The organism is Streptomyces sp. NPDC002588 (assembly GCF_040295925.1).
In the GTDB taxonomy this organism is placed as follows: domain Bacteria; phylum Actinomycetota; class Actinomycetes; order Streptomycetales; family Streptomycetaceae; genus Streptomyces.
Genome location: NZ_JBEOWF010000017.1, coordinates 60,973 through 81,840 on the forward strand (window position 1 = coordinate 60,973; position 20,868 = coordinate 81,840).

Below are 20,868 nucleotides of genomic sequence, written 5' to 3' on the forward strand. Positions count from 1 at the left end.
TGGACGCAGGCGGCCCCACCGACCAGCACCGTCGCCTCCGCCGTGTCGCACCCGCCGCTCCGCCCGGCCCGCCCTCACTTTTCCGCCATTCGCCCGCATCGGTGCTCCGGCAGACGACGTTCGCCCCGTCGCGCGAACGTCGCCTGCCGGAGCACTAGACTCACCGGCCGCACCCCCGCACTTTCCGCCACGCCCCAGGACCCGCCATCCACCAGCTAGCCTCCCGGCTCCGCCGGCTCCCCCCGTCCTGCGGCCCGGTCCGCCTGGTCGCGGTGGACGGACACGCCGGCTCAGGGAAGTCCACCTTCGCCGGCCGGCTGGCCGAGGCGCTCGGCGGGGCACCGGTGCTGCACCTCGACGACATCGCCAGCCACGACGCGCTGTTCGGGTGGACCGGGCGGCTCGCCACGCAGGTGATCGAGCCCTACCGCCGCGGCGAGACCGCGCACTACGCCGCCTACGACTGGCACGCCCGCCGCTTCGGACCGCCCCGGCCGCTGCCGGCGGCCCCCGTCGTCCTGATCGAGGGCGTCGGCGCTGGCCGCCGTGCCGTGCGGCCGCACCTGGCCTGCCTGCTGTGGCTGGATCTGCCGCGCGAGGAGTCCTGGGCACGAGGGCGGGCGCGGGACGGGGAGGAACAGCGGGAGTTCTGGGACGGCTGGGTCCGGGCGGAGGCCAGGCACTTCGCGCGCGACCCTTCGCGCCCCCATTCCGACCTGCTGGTACGGCAGTTGGACGAGGGGTACGAGGTACTGCCGGGGCCCGCGACGGACCCCCTCCCCCACCCGGATGTCACCCATCGTGACGGACCACCCGCGAAGTGGTGAACAGGTGAAGGGGCCTGCGTCGGAACTTCGCCAACTGCCTCAACTGCGCTTGACCGGCGGCCCGTACAGGACTTACGTTCTCAATGTGTGGCCATGGCTGCCACCCCAAGTCGCGAAGCCCCCGGTTGTTCCCCCGTGATCGGGGGCTTCGTTCTGCCCTCAGCCCGCCCTCAGCCCCGTTTTCCGGACGCGCCGAGGCGCCGTTCGCTCACCGAGGGTCACCGCGTCCGAGTGCGCCCCATCTGCTCCCACCTCGCCAAACGGCCGGTACGGCACCCTTCGATGGGCACCGCTCCCGCAGGTACCATGCCCTCGGTGCGACCTGTCGACTTGCTGCGCGCACCTTGCAACTCCGGTCCGCGGCACAGCGGTTCGACCAAGGCAGCCACCGGGCGGGAGCCCGGTGGCAGACCGACGGGGGCACGGTTTGTGGGGGACGTGATGGACTTCGGCACACGGGGCCTCGAGGCTCCGGCCGACCTCGCCTGGCTGAGAGGCGTGGACGCCTACACCATGGGCGCCTATCCGCAGGCGGAGGAGGAGTTCCGCACCGCGGTGCGGATCGATCCCGGGATGGCCGACGGCTGGCTCGGACTCCACGCGCTGCGCGTCGACACGACGACCGCGCTGCTCAGGATGTTCCGGCACCGCGACCGCTTCGGCGAACAGCGCACCCGGCACCGCCGTACGCTCAACTCCTGGTACTGGCTGGGCTGGTGGGTACAGCCGGTCCTGGAGAGCCCGCGTGACCTGCTGCTCGCGCACGCCTCGCACTGGCTGGACGGCCGGCACGTCCCCGAGCTGGACCGGGCGCTCGCCGGGCTGCCTCCCATCGACACCGACCACCAGGTGCGTTTCCTGCACGCCTGCCGGGCCTATCTGGTCAAGGACTGGGACCAGCTCGTCCGGCACACCGACCCGCTCCTGGACGATCCGCTGCTCGGCATCGAGGCCGGGTTGTTCGGCGGGATGGCCCGGGTCCGGCTGGAGATGTACGGGCAGGCCGAACCGCTCCTGTCCGCCGCGCTGATGCGCTGCCGCAGCGAGCAGCCGCAGCGCAAGGAGCTGCGCTACTGGCTGGCCCGGGCCCACGAGGGCACCGGCCGCTCGGCCGCCGCGCTCCCCCTGTACCGGGCGGTCCACCGCGTCGATCCGGCCTTCATGGACACCTCCGCCCGGCTCGCCGCGATCGCCGAGGGCGACGGCTACGACGATCCGGCGGACCTCGCGGCGATCACGCTCACCGGCGTCGGACAGGACGTCGGGGACGGGCCGGACTCCCTCGACCCGCTGTTCGGCACGGAGGGCCGGGACCTGAGGCTCCCGGAGCCGTCCGACCTGCCGCCCGTCGGCCCGCTGCCGTCGGTCACGGACCCGGTGGTGCGCGCGAAGACCGTTGTGCCGTCGCCGCTGCCCGCCGGCCCCACCGATCCGGTGCTACTCGAGGAGGCGCTCGCCGAACTGGAGCGCATGGTGGGTCTCGAACCGGTGAAACGCCAGGTCAAGGCCCTGTCCGCGCAGCTCAACATGGCCCGGCTGCGGGCCGGGCAGGGCCTTCCGGTCCAGCCGCCGAAACGGCACTTCGTCTTCTCCGGGCCGTCCGGCACCGGCAAGACCACGGTCGCCCGGATCCTCGGCCGGGTCTTCTACGCCCTCGGTCTGCTCGGCGGCGACCATCTCGTGGAGGCCCAGCGGGCCGATCTGGTCGGCGAGTACCTGGGCCAGACCGCGGTCAAGGCCAACGAGCTGATCGACTCCGCCCTCGGCGGCGTCCTCTTCGTGGACGAGGCGTACTCGCTGTCCAACTCGGGTTACGGCAAGGGCGACGCGTACGGCGACGAGGCGCTGCAGGTGCTGCTGAAGCGGGCCGAGGACAACCGGGACCACCTGGTGGTGATCCTGGCCGGCTATCCGGAGGGCATGGACCGGCTGCTCGCCGCGAACCCCGGGCTGTCGTCGCGCTTCACGACCCGCGTCGACTTCCCCTCCTACCGTCCCCTCGAACTCACCTCCATCGGCGAGGTGCTGGCCGCGGAGAACGGCGACGTGTGGGACGAGGAGGCGCTGGACGAGTTGCGCTCGATCGCCGGACACGTCGTCGACCAGGGGTGGATCGACGAGCTGGGCAACGGGCGGTTCCTGCGGACGCTGTACGAGAAGAGCTGCGCGTACCGGGATCTGCGGCTGTCGACATATCCCGGCGGGCTGACCCGGGACGACCTGTCCACCCTGCGCCTGCCGGACCTGATGCAGGCGTACGGAGAGGTGCTGTCGGGCCGGGGGCCGCAGGATCCGTCGGCCATGTGAGCCGCCGGTCCCAGCCGGCGGACCCGGCCACCGGTCCCTGTCAGCGCCGCCCGCCCCGGGCCCCGCCCTCGTCCCCGCTACCGCTCCCCGCGTCCCGCTCCCACCGGGAAGGTCAGCAGGACCAGTCCCAGGGCGAGGACGGCCAGGCCGCACCAGGACACGGCCGGGAGGCGTTCACCGAGGACGGTGACGCCCAGGACCGCCGCGACGGCGGGCTCGGCCAGGGTCAGCGAGGTGGCCGACGACGCGGGGGTGCGGCGCAGTCCGTACCCGAAGAACCGGTAGGCGAGGCAGACCGTGAACAGGGCGAGATAGCCGGCCACGGCCGTGCCCCGGCCGGTGGTCAGCCAGTGCGTGTCGACGGACAGCACGAGCGGCGCGGCGAGCAGCGCGGCGGCGCCGAACAGCATGCCCATCACCGCGTCGGAGGAGTGTCCGCGCGTGATGAGCGTGCCGCCGATCAGCGAGTACGCGGCGTACGACAGTCCTGCGCACGCGGCGAGCGCCACACCCGTCAGGTCCATCGGAGTGGCGGCGGTGAGCCCGGGACCCAGGACGAGCAGGGTGCAGCCGAGGACGGCGGCCGCGGTGGCGGCGGTCCAGCGTGCCGTCGGGCGGCCCTGTCCGGCGAGCCAGGACAGCAGGCCGGCGAAGACCGGTGCGCTGCCCAGCGCGATCACGGTGGCCACGGCCACCCCGGTCCGGGCCACGGCCGGGTAGAAGGTGACGGGATATCCGGCCACGGCCAGTGCGCCCAGGACGAGCAGCGGGCGCTCGGCACGTGTGCAGGCGGCGGGCAGCGAGCGGGCGCCTCGGGAGGTGAGGAACAGCAGGAGGCCGCCGAGGACGAGGCCCGCGCAGCCGATGGCCGCGGCCGGTGCGCCTGCGGGGGCCAGGGAAGCAGCGGTCCCGGTCGTACCCCACAGCACGGCCGAGGTGAGGATGGGCGCGGGACCGCCGAGGAATCCGGCGCGGGACGGCCGCGGTCCGGCGGCTTCCGGGCGCCCGGGAGCAAGGGGGGAGGTGCGGTTCGGCACAGTCGTGGTCTTCCGTCGTCGAATGCGTCTGGGACTCGATCCGAAACGGGCGCACGGCCACGGCCCCCGACCGCCCTGCGGGCCGGTCGGGGCCGGGGATCAAACCGTCGTCGGCGCCCGGTCAGGCGCCGAGCGGCGGCAGAACGACGTGCCAGTAGGTGTTCACCCGGTGAGGGTATCCGGCGGGGACGCTCGGCTTCACCGCCGGGTCGCCATGGCCTCCTCGGGCTCGTCGCTCACCCTCGGCTCGGTCAGCCGGACGTCGGGCACCTCGCGGTGTGCGGGGTCCCTGACCTCGCCCACCAGCAGTTCGAGCACGTCCTCCAGGGCGACCAGGCCGAGCACCTTGCCGGAGGCGTCCGCGACCTGGGCGAGGTGGGTGGCCGCGCGGCGCATCACCGTCAGGGCGTCGTCCAGGGGGAGTTCCGAGCGCAGGGTCGTCATGGGGCGCCAGACCTGCTGCGGAACCGCCCGCTCGGAGTCCTCCGCGTCGAGGACGTCCTTCACATGGAGGTAGCCCATGAAGGCGCCGTTCTCCGCGGCGACGGGGAAGCGGGAGTAGCCGGTGCGGGCGGTCAGTTCGACGATCTCCCCGGGGGTGACCGAGGGGCTGACCGTGACCAGGGACTCGCGGCCCAGCAGGACGTCGGTCACCGGGCGGGAGCCCAGCTCCAGCGCGTCCTCCAGGCGCTCCCGCTCCTCGGGGTCGAGCAGCCCGGCCTGACCGGAGTCCTCCAGCAGCCGGTTGAGCTGCTCACTGGTGACGACGGCCTCGACCTCGTCCTTGGGCTCGACGTGGAACAGTTTGAGGATGCCCTGGGCGCAGGCGCCGAGGGCCACGGTGATCGGCCGGCACACCCTGGCGAAGGCGACCAGGCCGGGGCTGAGCCACAGCGCGGCCTTCTCCGGTGCGGCCATGGCGAGGTTCTTCGGGACCATCTCGCCGATGACGAGGTGGAAGAAGACCACCGCGGCCAGGGCTATGACGTAGCCCAGCGGGTGGATCATGCCGTGCGGAAGGCGGATCCACTCGAAGAGCGGCTCCAGCAGTTCGGCGACCGTCGGTTCGGCGACGGCGCCCAGGGTGAGGGAGCAGACGGTGATGCCGAACTGGGCGGCGGCCATCATCTGCGGCAGCCGCTCCAGGCCGTAGAGGACCTGGCGGGCCCGGGCGGTGCCCAGGGGCTCGATCTGGCTGCGGCGGACGGAGACGAGGGCGAACTCGGCGCCGACGAAGAACCCGTTGGTCAGCACGAGCAGGGCGGCGAAGGCGAGTTGGACGACACTCATCGGGCTACCTCCACGACCTGACCGGTACGGACCAGCCGGACCCGCTCGGCCCGGTAGTGGCCGATCCGGCGCACCGAGAGGCGCCAGCCGGGCAGTTCGGCCCGGTCGCCGACGGCGGGGATCCGGCCGAGCAGGTCGGCGACGAGTCCGGCGACCGTCTCGTACGGCCCCTCGGGCACTTCCAGGCCTATGCGCTGGAGGGTGTCGACCCGGCAGCTGCCGTCGACGTCCCAGGCGGGCCTGCCGTCCTCGGGCGGGGCGGCGGCGAGTTCGGGGGAGTCCTGTCCGTCGTGCTCGTCGCGGACCTCGCCGACGATCTCCTCGACGATGTCCTCGAGGGTGACCACTCCGGCCGTGCCGCCGTACTCGTCGACGACGACGGCGATGGGCTGCTCGCTGCGCAGCCGGGCCAGCAGCGGCTGGACGGGCAGGGTCTCGGGGACCAGCAGCGCCGGGCGGGCGATCCGGACGACCGGGGTGCGCAGCCGGTCGTGGACGGGGACGGCGAGGGCGTCCTTGAGGTGGGCCATGCCGACGATCTCGTCGATCTTCTCGCGGTAGACGGGGAAGCGGGACAGGCCGGTGGCGCGGGTCAGGTTGACCACGTCCTCGGCGGTCGCGGAGGACTGCAGGGCGCTGACCTTCACGCGCGGGGTCATGACGTGCTGCGCGGTCAGCTCGGCCAGGGACAGGGTCCGCACGAAGAGGTCGGCCGTGTCCTGTTCGAGTGCTCCGGCCTGGGCCGAGTGGCGGGCCAGGGAGACCAGTTCACCGGGTGTGCGGGCGGAGGCCAGCTCCTCGGTGGGCTCCACGCCGAGGGCGCGCACCAGCCGGTTGGCGACGGTGTTGAGGGCCGCGATCACCGGCCGGAAGACGCGGGAGAAGGTGTGCTGCGGGCCCGCGACGAACCGCGCGACCTGCAGGGGCTTGGACACCGCCCAGTTCTTGGGCACGAGTTCGCCGATCACCATCTGGACGGCGGAGGCCAGCAGCATGCCGACGACCACGGCGACACCGGAGACGGCGCCCTCGGGGATGCCGATCGCGGTGAACGGGATGCGCAGCAGCTCCGCGAGCGCCGGTTCGGCGAGCATGCCGACGACGAGGGAGGTGATGGTGATGCCGAGCTGGGTGCCGGAGAGCTGGAAGGACAGCTCCTTGAGGGACTCCACGACCGTACGGGCTCGCTTGTCCCCCTCGGCGGCGGCCTTCTCCGCGTCCGGGCGCTCGACCGTGACGAGGCCGAACTCGGCGGCCACGAAGAAGCCGTTGGCGAGGATGAGCAGGAAGGCGGCTGCCAGGAGCAGCAGGGGGATGGTCATGATGCCGCCGCCTCCGAACCATGTCGGATGGGGGCGGCGCAGGTACTACAGGACGAACCGTCCATCGCCGGAGAGGGTCACTCCTCGGGTAGCAGGAACCCCTGTGCGCCGGGCAGGGCACGACAGGGGCGGAGGGCAAAGGGGAACGCCTCCGTCACCAGATTAATCAAGACAGGGGCCTGTGCGGCAGGGTGGATGTCCCCGAGTCAGCCCTGATCTTGCTCTGTGGACGCTTCGGGGTCCAGGACGGAGCGGCTCTCGACGAGCGCGCGCAGCGCCCGCGCGTCGGCGATGGCCTGCTGCTTGTCGATGCCGGGCTGGATGCCGAGCGCGGGCAGGCTGGTGCCGTCGGTGAGGTTGAGGAACACCCAGGGGTCGCCCGGACGGAGGTTCACCTGGATGATCTCGGCCCAGTCCAGACGGCGGCTGCTCGCGATGTTCAGGACGGTGACCCCGGAGTCGTCGGCGACCACCCGAACCCGGGCGAGCCGGGCCAGCACCCCGAAGATGAGGGCGCCGGTCAGGACGAAGCTGAGCCGCTCCCCCGGGCCGAGTTTCTCCAGCAGCATGGCGATGGCGGAGATGACGAGGAGGATCGCCACCCCGGCCGTGAGCAGCACCGCGCGGGTGCGGCCCGGCCGGAAGGTGACGGGCAGGGTGGGCAGATCGCTGCCAGGGAGGTCGGACATGTTCCCGGTCGAGGTCAGAGGCGGCAGGCGTGGATGGCCGTGGTCAGGATGGCGCGGGCGCCGATGTCGTACAGGTCGTCCATGATCCGCTGGGCCTCCTTGGCGGGGACCATGGCGCGGACGGCGACCCAGCCCTCGTTGTGCAGCGGGGAGACGGTCGGTGACTCCAGGCCAGGGGTCAGCGCGACGGCCTTCTCGAGCTGCTCGACGCGGCAGTCGTAGTCCATCATCACGTAGGTCCGGGCGACCAGGACGCCCTGGAGGCGGCGCAGGAACTGCTGGACCTTCGGCTCGGCGGCCTCCTCGGTGTCCGCGCCGGTGCGGCGGATCACGATGGCCTCGGACTTCATGATGGGCTCGCCGAAGACCTCCAGGCCCGCGTTGCGCAGCGAGGTCCCGGTCTCGACGACGTCGGCGATGACCTCGGCGACGCCCAGCTCTATGGCGGTCTCGACGGCTCCGTCGAGGTGGACGACGGAGGCGTCGACGCCGTGGTCCGCGAGGTGCTTGGCGACGATGCCCTCGTAGGAGGTGGCGACCGTCTTGCCCTTGAGGTCCTCGACGCCGCCGGCCTGGCCCGGCTTGGAGGCGAAGCGGAAGGTGGAGCGGGCGAAGCCGAGCGGGAGGATCTCCTCGGCGTTGGCCCCCGAGTCGATCAGCAGGTCACGGCCGGTGATGCCGATGTCGAGGCGGCCGGAGGAGACGTAGATCGCGATGTCGCGGGGGCGGAGGTAGAAGAACTCCACCTCGTTGACCGGGTCGACGATCCGCAGTTCCTTGGACTCGCGGCGCTGCTGGTAGCCGGCCTCATGCAGCATGTCCGCCGCAGGGCCTGACAGGGAACCCTTGTTGGGGACGGCGATGCGCAGCATGAGGTCGGCTTCCTTTGCGTGGAGAGTGCGGTGTGTCGGAAATGGGTTCACAGGTGGGCGTAGACGTCGTCCAGCGAGATTCCGCGGGCGACCATCATCACCTGGACGTGGTAGAGGAGCTGCGAGATCTCCTCGGCGGCCGCCTCCTTGCCCTCGTACTCGGCGGCCATCCAGACCTCGGCGGCCTCTTCGACGACCTTCTTGCCGATGGCATGGACGCCCTTGCCGACCAGTTCGGCGGTGCGGGAAGTGGCGGGGTCGCCGGTGGCGGCCTTCTGCTGGAGCTCGGAGAAGAGCTCCTCGAACGTCTTCTTGGACATGGTGCTGCCCACCCTAGCCGTTGTGCCGGGTGGCCTACCTCCAGGGTTCGGATACTGAGCGGAGGATGGCCGCGGTCGCCACCGCCGCCGTCACCGCCTCGTGTCCCTTGTCCTCGTGGGAGCCCTCGATACCGGCCCGGTCCAGGGCCTGCTCCTCGGTGTCGCAGGTGAGTACGCCGAAGCCGACGGGGACGCCGGTCTCCACGGAGACCTGGGTGAGGCCCTGGGTGACGCCCTGGCACACGTACTCGAAGTGCGGGGTGCCGCCGCGGATGACGACGCCGAGGGCGACGATCGCGTCGTAGCCGCGGCCCGCGAGGACCTTGGCGACGACCGGGAGCTCCCAGCTGCCGGGCACCCGGAGCAGGGTCGGCTCGTCGATGCCCAGGTCGTGCAGGGCGCGCAGGGCGCCGTCGACCAGACCGTCCATCACCTTCTCGTGCCACTGCGCCGCGATGACGGCGACCCTGAGGTCACCCACATTGCGTACGGACAGCTCCGGTGCGCCCTTGCCGCTCACGTCTCTCCTCAGTGCTGTTCTTAAGGGTCCTACGGGCCTTACGGGTCTTACGGGGGTCTTACTGGTTGCCGCAGGGGGACACGGGGGCCGTGTCCAGCCAGGGCAGGTCGTGTCCCATCCGGTCCCGCTTGGTGCGCAGGTAGCGGATGTTGTGCTCGCCCGCCTGGACGGGCATCGGCTCGCGCTCGGTGACCTCGATGCCGTGCCGGCCGAGCGCCTCGGTCTTCTCGGGGTTGTTGGTCATCAGCCGGACGCTGCGCACGCCGAGGTCGGTGAGGATCTGCGCGCCGGCGCCGTAGTCGCGGGCGTCGGCGGGCAGGCCCAGTTCCAGGTTGGCGTCGAGGGTGTCGTGGCCCTGCTCCTGGAGTTCGTAGGCCCGCAGCTTCGACAGCAGGCCGATGCCCCGGCCCTCGTGTCCGCGCAGGTAGACGACGACGCCCCGGCCCTCGCTCTGGATGCGTTCCAGGGACGCGTCGAGCTGGGGGCCGCAGTCGCAGCGCTGGGAGGCGAAGATGTCGCCGGTCAGGCATTCGGAGTGGACGCGGACCAGGACGTCCTTGCCGTCGCCGAGGTCGCCGTGGACCAGGGCGACGTGCTCGACGCCGTCGGTGGTGGAGCGGTAGCCGTAGGCGGTGAAGGTGCCGTGGGCGGTGGGCAGCCGGGTCTCGGCCTCGCGGCGGACCGTCGGCTCGGCGTCGCGGCGGTAGGCGATCAGGTCCTCGATGGAGATGATCGTCAGGCCGTGCTTGCGGGCGAACGGGATCAGTTCGGGCAGGCGGAGCATCCGGCCGTCCTCGCCCGCGATCTCGACGATCGCGCCGGCCGGGCGCAGTCCGGCGAGGCGGGCGAGGTCGACGGCGGCCTCGGTGTGGCCGTTGCGGGTGAGGACACCGCCCGGCCTGGCCCGCAGGGGGAAGACGTGGCCGGGGCGGACGAGGTCCGTCGGCTCCGCGTCGCCGCTCGCCAGCAGCTGAAGGGTGGTGGCGCGGTCGGCGGCGGAGATGCCGGTGGTGACGCCGTGGGCGGCGGAGGCGTCGACGGAGACCGTGAAGGCGGTCCTCATCGACTCGGTGTTGTCCTCCACCATCTGCGGGAGCTTCAGCCGGTCGAGCTCGTCGCCCTCCATGGGGGCGCAGATCAGGCCGCGGCACTCGCTCATCATGAAGGCGACGATCTCGGGGGTCGCCTTCTCGGCGGCGACGACGAGATCGCCCTCGTTCTCGCGGTCCTCGTCGTCGACGACCACGATGGGACGGCCGGCCGCGATGTCGGCGATGGCCTGCTCGACGGGGTCGAGGGTGAGGTCTTCCAGGTCCTCGGTGCGGTACAGGATCGGTGCCGTGCTCATGCCGGCGCTCCTTCCAGAGCGGGCCGCGCCGCCTTGCGGGAGCGCAGCCACCAGTCGCGCATGCCCCACAGGACGAGCGCGCCGTAGATGACGTAGACGAAGCCGGAGAAGGCGTAGCCGTTGGCGAAGTTGAGGGGGACACCGACGAGGTCGACGAGGAGCCAGGCGATCCAGAACTCGACCATGCCGCGCGCCTGGGCGTACATGGCGACGACGGTGCCGACGAAGATGTAGGCGTCCGGCCAGGGGTCCCAGGACAGGGACGGATGGGCCTTGAAGAGGAGGGCCACCGCGACCGTGCCGACCGCGGCGGCACCGAGCATCGACGCGCGCTCGGTCCAGGTGGCGAAGCGGGGGACGATGTGGCCGTCGCCCGACTGGCCCTTGTTCCGGTTCCACTGCCACCAGCCGTACAGCGCCACCGCCATGACGACGACCTGCTTGCCGGCGCTGCCCGCCAGGTGGCCGTAGAAGGCGGTGAAGAGGACCAGGCCGGAGAGGAACTGCACCGGCCAGGTCAGCAGGGAGCGGCGCCAGCCGAGGGCGAGGGTGATCAGACCGAGGATGTTGCCGATCATGTCCGACCAGATGATGTGCTGGTCGAGGAGGGTGAACGCCTCGGAGTTGAGCCCGTTCACTTGTCCGCTCCCCGACCTGTCGTCGTCGCCAGCAGCCGCTCGACGTACTTGGCGACGATGTCCACCTCGAGGTTGACCGGGTCGCCGGGCTGCTTGAGGCCGAGCGTGGTCAGGGCGAGGGTGGTGGGGATGAGGCTGACGGTGAAGTAGTCGGGGCCGGCCTCGACGACCGTGAGGCTGATGCCGTCGACGGTGACGGAGCCCTTCTCGACCACGTACCGGGCGAGTTCGGCGGGGAGGGAGACCTTGACGATCTCCCAGTTCTCGGAGGGCTTGCGCTCCAGGACCTGGCCGGTGCCGTCGACATGGCCCTGCACGATGTGCCCGCCGAGGCGGTCGCCGACGGCGGTGGGGCGTTCGAGGTTGACGCGGGAGCCGACGGTCAGGGTGCGGAGGCTGGAGCGGACGAGGGTCTCCGCCATGACATCGGCGGTGAACTCGTCGCCCTCGTGCTCGACGACGGTGAGACAGACCCCGTTCACGGCGATGGAGTCGCCGTGCTTCGCGCCGTCGGTGACGACGGGGCCGCGCAGACGGAAGCGGGAGGCGTCGCCGAGGTCCTCGACGGCGGTGACCTCACCCAGCTCTTCGACGATTCCGGTGAACACTTCCCGGGTCCTCCTGCCTCATTGGGGCACGGACTCCGGGGCCTGTCGATGACGACAGCAGACACGGGCGAGGACATTGGGGGCGACGCCGACAGACTCGTCCGCCTGGACGAGTACACATACGGCGGCGCGCACGAATGCCCGCCCGCCGCGCACTGCCTCCCATCCGGACTTTAACCGTCGGTCCAGGAATTTCACCTGGTCAACCGGCCACTGGAAGTGACCGGGTCGCGGACTGTAACCGCCGGTTCGGACTTTCACCGACCCCGGAGTGCGCTGCTTTAGGTACACGGCCAGTGTGCCACGGCGGATCGTCGTCCATACGGGCGATGGATGTGGGGTGGCTCACAGAGCCTCTCGCTGGACCTTTCGGGCGAGGCGCGCAGGCCCCAACTCCGCGTTCGGGTTCCCCGTTTGACGATTGGTCCGTACTTGTTGACGTGCTGGTCTAGTCCTCTTAGGGTCGCGGGGGCGGTCCGGCGGCGGTGATGGACGGCCCTTGCCCGTCGCCGGGCCCGTCTTCTCGCCGGCGTGCGGGCCGTGGCGAACCCGGACAAGCTTGACTCCGTTCGACGTCAGCCGGTGTGAGCGCCGGGGTCCGCGGGATTCCGCGAGACCGTCCGGTCTCACCTTGGGAAGGGTGTTCCACCCGTGAGCGCCCGGTGTCCGAAGGGGCGAAGCGGTATGACCACCATCCTGGTGACCGGCGGGACCGGAACCCTCGGACGGCTCGTGGCCGAGCGGCTGCGGGCGGACGGGCACGAGGTACGGGTGCTGAGCCGGCACAGCCGGCCGTACGGCGTCGACCTGCGGGAGGGCGGGCCGGCACTGGACGCGGCCATGGCCGGCACGGACACGGTCGTGCACTGTGCCAGCACTCCGCGCGGGGGTGACGAGCGGGCGGCGGAGAACCTGATCGCGGCCGCGCGCGGAGCGGAGGTGCGGCATCTGGTCTTCATCTCGATCGTCGGGGTGGACCGGGTTCCGTTCGGCTACTACAGGACGAAGCTCGCCGTGGAGAACCTGGTGGAGGAATCGGGGCTGGGCTGGACCGTGCTGCGCGCGACCCAGTTCCACGATCTGCTGCTCCGGCTGTTCGAGGGGCTGGCCAAGGTGCCGGTGATGGTCCTGCCGGCCGGGGTGCGCGACCAGCCGGTGGAGGTGGCCGAGGTCGCGGACCGGCTCGCGGAGCTGGCCGGGGGCGCTCCGGCGGGACGGGCCGAGGACATGGCGGGTCCCGAGGTCCGCACCTTCGAGTCGCTGGCCCGGGCCTTTCTCAGGGCGAGCGGCAGGCGCCGGGCGGTGGTGCACGTACCGCTGTGGGGCGCGGCGTACCGGGGTTTCCGGGCGGGGGGTCACCTGGCTCCGGAGCGGGCGGTGGGGAAGCGGACGTTCGAGGAGTACCTCGCGGCCAGGAGCCGCAGGCACCGCTGAGGGCTGTCCCACGGGACAGCCCTCAGGGCGTCCCGAAGAGTTCCTCCTGGGCGGATTCGCGTGCCGTGAGCAGGGCGCCGCGCAGGACCGCGCCGCCGCCGAGGGCGCTGGGCCGGACCTCGGTGGGCAGGGGTGCCATCCGCCGCAGCCGCGCCGCGACGCGGTCCGCCAGTTCCTCGCCGCCGGTCCGCCCGACCTCGCCGCCCAGCACCACGCACCCGGGGTCGAGCACGGCGACGACGGAGGCGACCCCGATGGCGATGCGCTCGGCGAGGGCGTCGAGGAAGGACTCGGCCGCGGCGGAGCGGGTCCGGGTCGCCCACCGCACCGCCGCCGCCCCGGCCGGCTCCTCACCCTCGGCGAGAGCCGGTACGCCGTGTTCCGCCGCGAGTGCCGTGATCGCCGCCGAGCCCGCCAGGGAGTGGAAGCCGCCCTCGCAGTCGGTGGCCGAGGGGATGGCGCCCGTGCCGGGTACCGGGAGGAAGCCGATCTCGCCCGTGCCCCCGGAGGCGCCCCGGCGGAGGGCGCCGTCCAGGACGACGGCCGCGCCCGTGCCGTGGCCGAGCCAGAGCAGGACGAACGTGTCGCGGTCCCTGGCGGCGCCCTCCCGCTGCTCGGCGAGGGCGGCGAGGTTGGTCTCGTTCTCGACGCTCACGCGCGCGTGCGGGAGTCGTTCCTGAAGTGCGGCCACCAGACGGCGGTGCCACTCGGGCAGCCCGGAGGAGTTCCGCAGCTCACCGCTCACCGGATCGATCAGGCCGGGCGCGCCGATGCCGACCGTGTGCAGCGGGTCGGCGCCCGCCTCCTTCGCCGTCCGCTCGACCAGCGTCACCGCCTGTTCGACGGCGGGCCCCGTGCCCGTCTCGTCGCCGATCGGCACCGACGCCTCGGCGAGCACCCGGCCCACCAGGTCGGAGACGAGCACGGTGACGCCCTCGGTGCGCACGTCCAGGGCGGCCAGGTGGGCGCGGTCGGCGACCAGGCCGTAGAGCCTGGCGTTGGGCCCGCGGCGCTGCTCGCCCGTCTCGCCCGCGATCTCGACCAGGCCGGAGGCGGTGAGGCGTTCGACCAGGTCGGCGACCGTGGGCCGGGAGAGGCCGGTGAACTGCTTCAACTGCCCTGCCGTCAGAGGGCCTTGGTCCTGCAGGAGGCGCAGGGCGAGCCGGTCGTTGATGGCCCGGGCGGTGCTCGGGGATGCGGGCATGCGCGGAATCCTCCCATGGCCGGACGGTCGGAGGTCCGAAACGGCCCCTATTTATCAGGCAGGGTTCCTGATAGTTTACGCGCACAGTCGGGACGGCACGCGGTCAGGAGGGGCGGAAGAATGAGCGGAGTGGTCCACGCGCCGTCGGAGGTCCGGCGCGCCCGGTACGCCGTGGCGGCCGTGTTCACCGTGCACGGCGCGGTCACCGGTTCCTTCGCCACGCGCGTGCCGTGGATCCAGGACCACGCGGGGGTGAGCGCGGGCCAGCTGGGCTTCGCCCTGGCGTTCACCGCGTTCGGCGCCTCGTGCGCGATGCCGCTGGCCGGCTGGATCACCCACCGCTTCGGCAGCCGCAGGGCCCTGACCGGCCTGCTCGCCCTGTGGACGATGTCGCTCACCCTGCCGTCCCTGGCCCCGAACCTGCTCTCGCTGTGCCTGGCGATGTTCACCTACGGCGCGACCTCGGGCATGGCCGACGTGGTGATGAACGCCCTGGGCGTGGAGGTGGAGACCCGGCTCGACAAGTCGATCATGTCGGGGCTGCACGGCATGTGGAGCGCGGGGGCGCTGATCGGCTCGGCGGCCGGCACCCTCGCCGCACACCTGGGCTCGGACGCGCGTGTGCACCACGCGCTGGCGGCGGCCATCCTGACCGTGCTGGGGCTGCTGGTCTGCCGCTGGGTGCTCGACGTCCGGCCCACCGAGGACGAGGAAGCACCGCCGCGGTTCGCGCTGCCGCCGCGCTCGGCGGTGCTGATCGGCGCGGTCGGGTTCTGTGCGGTGTTCGCCGAGGGGGCCAGCCTGGACTGGTCGGCGGTCTATCTGCGCGACCAGCTGGAGGCGTCGGCCGGGCTCGCCGCGGCCTGCACCACCGGCTTCATGCTCACCATGGCGGCGGCCCGGATCGCGGGCGACGCGGTGGTGAACCGCTTCGGCGCGGTGCGGACCGTCCGGGCGGGCGGTGCGCTGGCCGCGCTGGGCGGAGTGCTGATCGTGCTCGCCGGGTATCCGGCGGTGGCGATGGCCGGGTTCGGGCTGATGGGTCTCGGCATCGCCGTCGTCGTACCGCTGTGCTTCGCAGCGGCCGGGCACAGCGGGCCGAACCCCAGTCAGGCCATCGCGGGCGTCGCGACCATCACGTACACCTCCGGGCTGATCGCCCCGGGTCTGATCGGCGGGGTGGCGCAGGCGACCAGCCTGGTGGTGTCGTTCGGGGTGGTGACGGCCCTGGCCTGCGGGCTCGTCGCGTTCGCCGGGGTGCTGCGCGGGGGCGAGCGGCGGACCGGCGCGAAGGTCGCTCCGCCGGCGGCGGCAGTGCCCGGCCCGCGGACATAGGTGACGTCGGTCGGGAAGGGCTGATCAGCCCGCTATCGAGTCCAGTTGCTCGGCGGCGGGCCGCAGCTCCCAGAGGTCACCGCCGGGCGGCGCCTCGAGCAGCGCAGCGGCCCTGCGCGCCGCCCGGTCCCCCGCGTCCGCCGCCGCGTGCACGATGTCGCTCGCCGCGTACCGGTGGAACTCCAGCTCCGGATACGGCCAGGCGGCGGCCCCGGTCGCCGCGGGCAGCAGGTAGTCCACGGCCTTGCGCACGCTCTGCCCGTCCGGGCCCCGGTACGCCCACAGATCGACGCCGACATGGCGCCCGATCGCCGCGAGCCGGGTGTAGGCGACCAGGTCGAAGGTCGAGTAGTGCCAGCTGCGGGTGCGGGTCAGCTCCTGCGGCTGGCTGCCGTCGGCCGCGATCTGCGGGTCGATGCGCACCGCACGCGCGGCGAGCACCGTCCGCCGGGCGAGGCCCCGGTCGCCGGTCGCGTACGCGAGCGCGGCGAGCTGCATGTCGTGGAAGGTGCCGTGGTTGTTGGCCGCGGCCGCCTCCTCCCGGCCGAAGTCGCTGTTCTTCAGCCAGTCCAGGAACGCGGAGTTCCACCGGGCCATGCCGGTCCGGTCGGCCCTGGTCCAGCCCGGGGCGCCGGTGGCGAGGAGCGCGAGGGCGTCGACGACGCTGGTGTAGGACTGCGAGAAGTCGATGATGCCGATGGCCCGGCCGTCGTACTTGCAGGGGATGAACTGCGCGTGGTTCAGGTTCGGGTTCATCCGCGTGTCCGGGTCGAGGAACCAGGTGCGCAGGACCTGGCCGGCCTTCTCGGCGTAGACCCGCTTGCCGGTGTAGTACCAGGCCAGGGACAGTTCGTAGGTCGAGTCGAAGACCTTCTCGACGTCCTGGCGGTCGGTGCCGGAGTCGACCTCGGGGTTGCGCTGTCCGTCGCGCTGGACATAGGGGCAGCCCCAGGGGTTGTCGGCGGTGGGGGGCTGCGAGGGCCACCAGTAGGGGGCCTGGCTCAGATAGTCGTGGACGTCCCCGCCGGGCGCGGGCTTCGGTTTGTCGACGACCGTCCAGGGGCCCTGGTCCAGCCAGGTGTCGGCGCGGGCCGTCAAGGCTTCGAGCGGGCGCCGGAGTCGGGGATCGCCCCGGTCGAGGCGGAGTTTCGTCTGCTGGAGCCGGGCACCGTCGAGGACGGCGGTGTCCGGGGCCCTGGGCGCCGCGTGCGCGGACGGCACGAGGGCGGCTCCGAGCATCAGCACCGCGGCCAGCAGAACGGCGGCACGGGATCTTCCTCTCATCGAGCACTCCGTTTCCTCTAACCATCAGGTCACGAATGTGAACGCAGTTCATGAGTAGGACCGTGCGAGCGTAAGGGCCGCGCGTGGACATGACAACAGTGTGAACAAACTTCATGTACAGAGAGGACGCAGCGGCCTCCCCTACGGCGAGGCCAACTCGTAGGCGTACGACGGGCTGAACTCGCCCGCGGCCCCCTTGCAGCCGTCGGCCTCCCCCGGCGGCTTCACCCACAGATAGCCGTCGATGCGCGCCTCGCCGGTGTCGAGGGTGGGGGTGCGCCCGATCCGCCGTCCGTCCGGGTCGCACCACTCGCCGTGGGCGGGCGCGCCGTTGCCGTTGCGGCTGGTGTCGATGACGGCACCGAGCCCCGCCGGGCCGCCGAGGGCGGCCAGGACCCGCCGGTCGTAGGCGACCTCGTCGGCCGTGGCACGGAAGTTGGAGACGTTGCTGAAGACGCCGTCACCGAAGACGGCTCCCGCCTGCCGAAGCAGGGCGGCCTGCTTCTCGGGCGGGTTCCAGCCGGAGTGGCCCGCGTCGTAGTAGACCCGGGCTCTCGGGTCCGCCGCCTTCAGCACCCGTCCCGCGCGGGCCAACGAGGCGAACCGGTCGGCCCGTTGCCCCGGGTCCAGACAGTCCGCCTGGGCGATCGAGTCGGGCTCCAGGACGACCACGACCCGCCCGGAGCCGAGACCTGCGGCGAAGGCGTCGATCCAGCCGTCGTAGGCGTCGAGGTTTGGTACCCCGCCCTCGGATGCGCCGCCGCAGTCGCGGTCCGGGATCGCGTAGGCCACGAGGACGGGCACCCGGTCGCGCGCGGCGGCCGCCGAGGTGACGGCGCGGACCCGTGAGGTGAGGGTGCCGGGCGAGTACTCGGTGAACCACACGGCCGCCGGCCGGCCGGCGATCCGGGACTCGATGACGGGGCGCCGCGAGTCACCCGGATGGGCGCGGACCCACTCGAGAACCTGGGTGTCGGGGTGGTGGTAGAGGCGAGGTGACCGGGCGGGGGCTTCCCGCGGCTTGCCCGGGGCCGGGGTGGGTGTGGGTGTGGGTGTGGGCGACGGTGACGGCGGTGCGGATGCGACCGTCGCGCTCCCCCGCGGCCGGGCCCGCTGCGACTCCGGTCCGTCGTCCCCCTCACCGGCTCCGAGCACGGTCGCCGTCCCCGCCGCGGCGCCCAGTACGAGCACCGCCGAGACGGCCGCGACCATGACACCGCGCCGGGTCGCCCGCCGCCCCCGTGAGCCTGACACCGCGCCGTCCCCTTCCCGCGCGGCGCGCTCGTTCCCCCGTTCCGGGGAAGCGTCCGGCTCGCCGACGCGCGGGCCAGCCTAGGGCTGCGACTCTTCCCCCATGCCGCAATTGGAACAGTTCATCCCTCCCGTCACCCCTCCGGTAGACACGGCCGCCGCCCCGGCCCTCGACGCGACCGTGCACGGTGTGCTCGCCCGGATGCGCGCCCTGGACGCGGCCCTGCCGCACCACGACGGCGTCGCGGTCTTCAACCGGGTCTATCTCGCGGTGACACAGGAGATCGACGGGTGGATCGACACGGGCGGGTTCACGGACCCGGAGGCCGCGCGCACGCTGGACGCACGGTTCGCCGAGCGCTATCTCACCGCGGTGGACGCGGCGGTGGCCGACCGCCGGCCGCCCGCCTGCTGGCGCCCGCTGTTCCAGATGCGCCGTCACCCTGGCGTACGGCCGCTGCAGTTCGCCCTCGCGGGCATCAACGCGCACATCGGGCACGATCTGGCGCTCGCCGTCGTGGACGCCTGTCGCAGCCTCGGTTGCGAACCGGCCGAACTGGAGGACGAGTACGACCGGGTGGGCGATGTCCTCGTCGCGCTGGAGGAACACATCCGCGAGGAGCTGATGCCCGGCCCCGACCTCCTCCAGATCGCCGATCCGCTCACCCATCTGCTCGGCTCCTGGAGCCTGGAGCGGGCCCGGGACGCCACCTGGACGGCGGCCCGGGCCCTGTGGGCGCTGCGCGGACTCCCGGACGTCGCCCAGGAGTTCACCGACCGGCTCGACACCGCGGTCGGCTTCGCGGGGCGCATGCTGCTCACACCCCTGTGAGCGCCGTCAGTCCTCCGGCAGCTCGACCGGCGCGATCTCGTCGTAGAGGTCACCCGGACCGGGGTTGCCCGGGTCGGTCGCGCCGCCGAAGTGGTGCATGACGCCCCAGACCGCGTTCAGCGCGGTCTGGACCGCGCCCTCCGCCCAGCCGGCCGTCCAGGAGATGTCGTCGCCGGCGAGGAAGATGCCCCGCTTGTCGGCGGGCAGCCGGTCCTGCATGAAGTGGGTGAACAGGCGCCGCTGGTAGCGGTAGTGGCCGGGCAGGTTGGCCTTGAACGCGCCCATGAAGTAGGGCTCGTTCTCCCAGGACACCGTCACCGGGTTGCCGATGACGTGCTTCCTGATGTCGACGTCCGGGTAGATCTCGCCGAGCGACTTGAGCATGACCTCCATCCGCTCGTTCGCGGACAGCGGCAGCCACTTCAGGCTGTCGTCGCACCAGGTGTAGGAGAGGCAGATGACGGCGGGCCGGTCCGGGCCGTCGTCGAGGAGGTAGGTCCCGCGCGTCATACGGTCGGTGAGCGTCATCGACATGACGTCCCGCCCGGTCCGCTCGTCCTTGTCGAGCCAGAACGGCCGGTCCACCGGCACGAACAGCTTCGAGCTCTCCATGTAGTGGGTGCGCTCGATCGCCGTCCAGTGGTCGATCGGGAAGAGCGAGTCGTCGCAGGCGATCTTGGACAGCAGCATCCACGACTGGGCCGTGAAGACGGCCGCCCGGTAGGTGCGGATGTCGCCGTTCGCGTCCGTCACGGTGATCCGGTTGCCCGCGGTGCGGTGCAGCCGGGTCACGGCGGGGCGGGGCCGGCCGTCGTCGTGCAGGCTCGCCAGCGAGGTGCCGTACGCCCAGTGGACGATCTTCTCCGGCTCGCGCTCCCAGAGCCGGAGCGGGAGTTGCTGGCTGCCGCCGACGATCCCGCGGTGGTGGTCGTCCGCCTCGGTGTAGACGACGCGCAGGATCTCCAGGATGGAATTGGGGAAGTCGGTGTCCCAGCCGCCGGTCCCGAAGCCGACCTGGCCGAAGATCTCACGGTGCCGGAAGGACCTGAAGGCGTCGGAGTCGCAGAGGAAGCCGTAGAAGGTCTGGTTGTCGAGCTTCTCGACGAGCCGGGCCCAGATCTCGCGGATGCGCGGCACGTCCCGCTCGCGCAGGGCGCGGTTCATGTCGGAGAAGTCGGCGCCGTCCTCGAGGCACTTGTTCCAGGCCGCGGCGACATCGCGGTAGACCTGCGGCAGGTCGTCGGCGGTCTCGGCGTAGTGCGACTCGCCCTTGAGGTCGACGACGGTCGAAGGGGTGACCTCGGCGAGGGGATTGGGGAAGGGCCGGGTCTCCAGGCCCGCCAGGTCGATGTAGTGCTGGAGCGCCGTGGAGGACGGCGGGAAGCGCATCGCGCCCATCTCGGCGGTCAGGCCCTCGGTACCGGTGCCCTCGAAGCCGACGGTCCGCAGCCGGCCGCCGATCCGGTCGGCCTCGTAGACGACCGGCTTGAGGCCCATCTTCATCAGCTCGTACGCGGCCACGATGCCCGAGAGACCGCCGCCGATGACGGCGACCTCGCTGCCGTGCTCGGTCGCGGGGATCTGGCCGAGCCCCGCCGGGTGGGCGAGGAAGTCGTCGTAGGCGTACGGGAAGTCCGGGCCGAACATGGTGATCGGCGGCTGCTGCTCGTCAGCGTGCTCGACGGCGTTGGGCACGGTGGACGTCATGGGGTACGGGCTCCTTGCACAAGAACAGAAAGACCGGGGTGGG

The 20,868-nt window shown here is 72.1% G+C and carries 19 protein-coding genes and 1 riboswitch; of the genes, 5 read left to right on the forward strand and 14 right to left on the reverse strand.

Features of this window, described 5'->3' with window-relative positions:
• Positions 1-206: 206 nt before the first annotated feature.
• Together ABT057_RS20835 and ABT057_RS20840 are read left to right on the forward strand one after the other, a co-directional pair.
• Complete coding sequence (locus ABT057_RS20835; RefSeq protein ID WP_352344762.1) at positions 207-827, forward strand: uridine kinase family protein; 621 nt, start codon at positions 207-209, stop codon at positions 825-827.
• Positions 828-1,268: 441 nt separating this feature from the next.
• Positions 1,269-3,134, forward strand: a complete 1,866-nt coding sequence (locus ABT057_RS20840) for an AAA family ATPase (RefSeq protein WP_352344563.1) — start codon at positions 1,269-1,271, stop codon at positions 3,132-3,134.
• 77 nt (positions 3,135-3,211) lie between these two features.
• On the opposite strand, the gene ABT057_RS20845 is transcribed toward ABT057_RS20840, so the two are convergent.
• The 10 genes from ABT057_RS20845 to ABT057_RS20890 form a co-directional block, all read right to left on the reverse strand.
• Positions 3,212-4,171 (reverse strand): DMT family transporter, encoded by a 960-nt coding sequence (locus ABT057_RS20845; protein ID WP_352344564.1) that lies wholly within the window; start codon positions 4,169-4,171, stop codon positions 3,212-3,214.
• Positions 4,172-4,369: 198 nt separating this feature from the next.
• Positions 4,370-5,461 (reverse strand): hemolysin family protein, encoded by a 1,092-nt coding sequence (locus ABT057_RS20850; RefSeq protein WP_352344565.1) that lies wholly within the window; start codon positions 5,459-5,461, stop codon positions 4,370-4,372.
• A complete protein-coding gene (locus ABT057_RS20855; protein ID WP_352344566.1) occupies positions 5,458-6,783 on the reverse strand; it encodes a hemolysin family protein in 1,326 nt (441 codons plus the stop codon). Before ABT057_RS20855 ends, ABT057_RS20850 begins: the two co-directional genes overlap by 4 nt.
• A 206-nt stretch (positions 6,784-6,989) precedes the next feature.
• The gene (locus ABT057_RS20860; protein ID WP_352344567.1) at positions 6,990-7,472 is read right to left on the reverse strand and encodes a PH domain-containing protein; all 483 of its coding nucleotides are present in this window, start codon (positions 7,470-7,472) and stop codon (positions 6,990-6,992) included.
• 14 nt (positions 7,473-7,486) lie between these two features.
• Complete coding sequence (gene hisG, locus ABT057_RS20865) at positions 7,487-8,344, reverse strand: ATP phosphoribosyltransferase (RefSeq protein ID WP_352344568.1); 858 nt, start codon at positions 8,342-8,344, stop codon at positions 7,487-7,489.
• Positions 8,345-8,391: 47 nt separating this feature from the next.
• A complete protein-coding gene (locus tag ABT057_RS20870) occupies positions 8,392-8,664 on the reverse strand; it encodes a phosphoribosyl-ATP diphosphatase (protein WP_133916329.1) in 273 nt (90 codons plus the stop codon).
• 34 nt (positions 8,665-8,698) lie between these two features.
• Positions 8,699-9,184, reverse strand: coding sequence for a 6,7-dimethyl-8-ribityllumazine synthase (gene ribH / locus ABT057_RS20875; protein WP_352344569.1), 486 nt, complete (start codon positions 9,182-9,184; stop codon positions 8,699-8,701).
• A gap of 58 nt (positions 9,185-9,242) precedes the next feature.
• Positions 9,243-10,532, reverse strand: a complete 1,290-nt coding sequence (locus ABT057_RS20880; protein WP_352344570.1) for a bifunctional 3,4-dihydroxy-2-butanone-4-phosphate synthase/GTP cyclohydrolase II — start codon at positions 10,530-10,532, stop codon at positions 9,243-9,245.
• On the reverse strand, positions 10,529-11,170 hold the full coding sequence (pnuC, locus tag ABT057_RS20885; protein ID WP_352344571.1) for a nicotinamide riboside transporter PnuC: 642 nt from the start codon (positions 11,168-11,170) through the stop codon (positions 10,529-10,531). The genes ABT057_RS20880 and pnuC overlap by 4 nt, the downstream gene beginning before the upstream one ends.
• On the reverse strand, positions 11,167-11,778 hold the full coding sequence (locus ABT057_RS20890; RefSeq protein ID WP_352344572.1) for a riboflavin synthase: 612 nt from the start codon (positions 11,776-11,778) through the stop codon (positions 11,167-11,169). Before ABT057_RS20890 ends, pnuC begins: the two co-directional genes overlap by 4 nt.
• A gap of 148 nt (positions 11,779-11,926) precedes the next feature.
• Positions 11,927-12,057, reverse strand: a riboswitch (FMN riboswitch).
• A gap of 405 nt (positions 12,058-12,462) precedes the next feature.
• Between ABT057_RS20890 and ABT057_RS20895 the strand changes: the two genes are divergently transcribed.
• Positions 12,463-13,212: an SDR family oxidoreductase gene (locus ABT057_RS20895; RefSeq protein WP_352344573.1), complete on the forward strand. Its 750-nt coding sequence runs from the start codon at positions 12,463-12,465 to the stop codon at positions 13,210-13,212.
• Between the two features lie 22 nt (positions 13,213-13,234).
• Here ABT057_RS20895 and ABT057_RS20900 read toward each other — a convergent pair whose 3' ends face one another.
• Positions 13,235-14,416 carry an ROK family transcriptional regulator gene (locus ABT057_RS20900; protein WP_352344574.1) on the reverse strand — a complete coding sequence of 394 codons (1,182 nt, stop codon included), beginning with the start codon at positions 14,414-14,416 and terminating at the stop codon, positions 13,235-13,237.
• Between the two features lie 120 nt (positions 14,417-14,536).
• Between ABT057_RS20900 and ABT057_RS20905 the strand changes: the two genes are divergently transcribed.
• Entirely contained in the window at positions 14,537-15,751 is a 1,215-nt protein-coding gene (locus tag ABT057_RS20905; RefSeq protein WP_352344575.1) for an MFS transporter, read from the forward strand.
• A 24-nt stretch (positions 15,752-15,775) separates the two neighbouring features.
• Here ABT057_RS20905 and ABT057_RS20910 read toward each other — a convergent pair whose 3' ends face one another.
• Positions 15,776-17,035 carry an alginate lyase family protein gene (locus tag ABT057_RS20910; protein ID WP_352344576.1) on the reverse strand — a complete coding sequence of 420 codons (1,260 nt, stop codon included), beginning with the start codon at positions 17,033-17,035 and terminating at the stop codon, positions 15,776-15,778.
• A 141-nt stretch (positions 17,036-17,176) separates the two neighbouring features.
• Positions 17,177-18,247 carry a glycoside hydrolase family 6 protein gene (locus ABT057_RS20915; RefSeq protein ID WP_352344764.1) on the reverse strand — a complete coding sequence of 357 codons (1,071 nt, stop codon included), beginning with the start codon at positions 18,245-18,247 and terminating at the stop codon, positions 17,177-17,179.
• A gap of 142 nt (positions 18,248-18,389) precedes the next feature.
• On the opposite strand from ABT057_RS20915, the gene ABT057_RS20920 reads away from it, so the two are divergent.
• Complete coding sequence (locus ABT057_RS20920; RefSeq protein WP_352344577.1) at positions 18,390-19,118, forward strand: DUF5995 family protein; 729 nt, start codon at positions 18,390-18,392, stop codon at positions 19,116-19,118.
• A gap of 6 nt (positions 19,119-19,124) precedes the next feature.
• On the opposite strand, the gene ABT057_RS20925 is transcribed toward ABT057_RS20920, so the two are convergent.
• Positions 19,125-20,825 carry a flavin monoamine oxidase family protein gene (locus ABT057_RS20925; protein WP_352344578.1) on the reverse strand — a complete coding sequence of 567 codons (1,701 nt, stop codon included), beginning with the start codon at positions 20,823-20,825 and terminating at the stop codon, positions 19,125-19,127.
• Positions 20,826-20,868: the final 43 nt, after the last annotated feature.

Excerpts from the sequence above, each read along its gene's own strand:
- ABT057_RS20840 (WP_352344563.1), top strand. The coding sequence starts at position 1,269 with ATGGACTTCGGCACACGGGGCCTCGAGGCTCCGGCCGACCTCGCCTGG.
- ABT057_RS20850 (WP_352344565.1), bottom strand. The coding sequence starts at position 5,461 with ATGAGTGTCGTCCAACTCGCCTTCGCCGCCCTGCTCGTGCTGACCAAC.
- ABT057_RS20855 (WP_352344566.1), bottom strand. The coding sequence starts at position 6,783 with ATGACCATCCCCCTGCTGCTCCTGGCAGCCGCCTTCCTGCTCATCCTC.
- ABT057_RS20860 (WP_352344567.1), bottom strand. The coding sequence starts at position 7,472 with ATGTCCGACCTCCCTGGCAGCGATCTGCCCACCCTGCCCGTCACCTTC.
- hisG (WP_352344568.1), bottom strand. The coding sequence starts at position 8,344 with ATGCTGCGCATCGCCGTCCCCAACAAGGGTTCCCTGTCAGGCCCTGCG.
- ABT057_RS20870 (WP_133916329.1), bottom strand. The coding sequence starts at position 8,664 with ATGTCCAAGAAGACGTTCGAGGAGCTCTTCTCCGAGCTCCAGCAGAAG.
- ABT057_RS20880 (WP_352344570.1), bottom strand. The coding sequence starts at position 10,532 with ATGAGCACGGCACCGATCCTGTACCGCACCGAGGACCTGGAAGACCTC.
- ABT057_RS20895 (WP_352344573.1), top strand. The coding sequence starts at position 12,463 with ATGACCACCATCCTGGTGACCGGCGGGACCGGAACCCTCGGACGGCTC.
- ABT057_RS20900 (WP_352344574.1), bottom strand. The coding sequence starts at position 14,416 with ATGCCCGCATCCCCGAGCACCGCCCGGGCCATCAACGACCGGCTCGCC.
- ABT057_RS20905 (WP_352344575.1), top strand. The coding sequence starts at position 14,537 with ATGAGCGGAGTGGTCCACGCGCCGTCGGAGGTCCGGCGCGCCCGGTAC.
- ABT057_RS20910 (WP_352344576.1), bottom strand. The coding sequence starts at position 17,035 with ATGAGAGGAAGATCCCGTGCCGCCGTTCTGCTGGCCGCGGTGCTGATG.
- ABT057_RS20915 (WP_352344764.1), bottom strand. The coding sequence starts at position 18,247 with ATGGTCGCGGCCGTCTCGGCGGTGCTCGTACTGGGCGCCGCGGCGGGG.
- ABT057_RS20920 (WP_352344577.1), top strand. The coding sequence starts at position 18,390 with ATGCCGCAATTGGAACAGTTCATCCCTCCCGTCACCCCTCCGGTAGAC.
- ABT057_RS20925 (WP_352344578.1), bottom strand. The coding sequence starts at position 20,825 with ATGACGTCCACCGTGCCCAACGCCGTCGAGCACGCTGACGAGCAGCAG.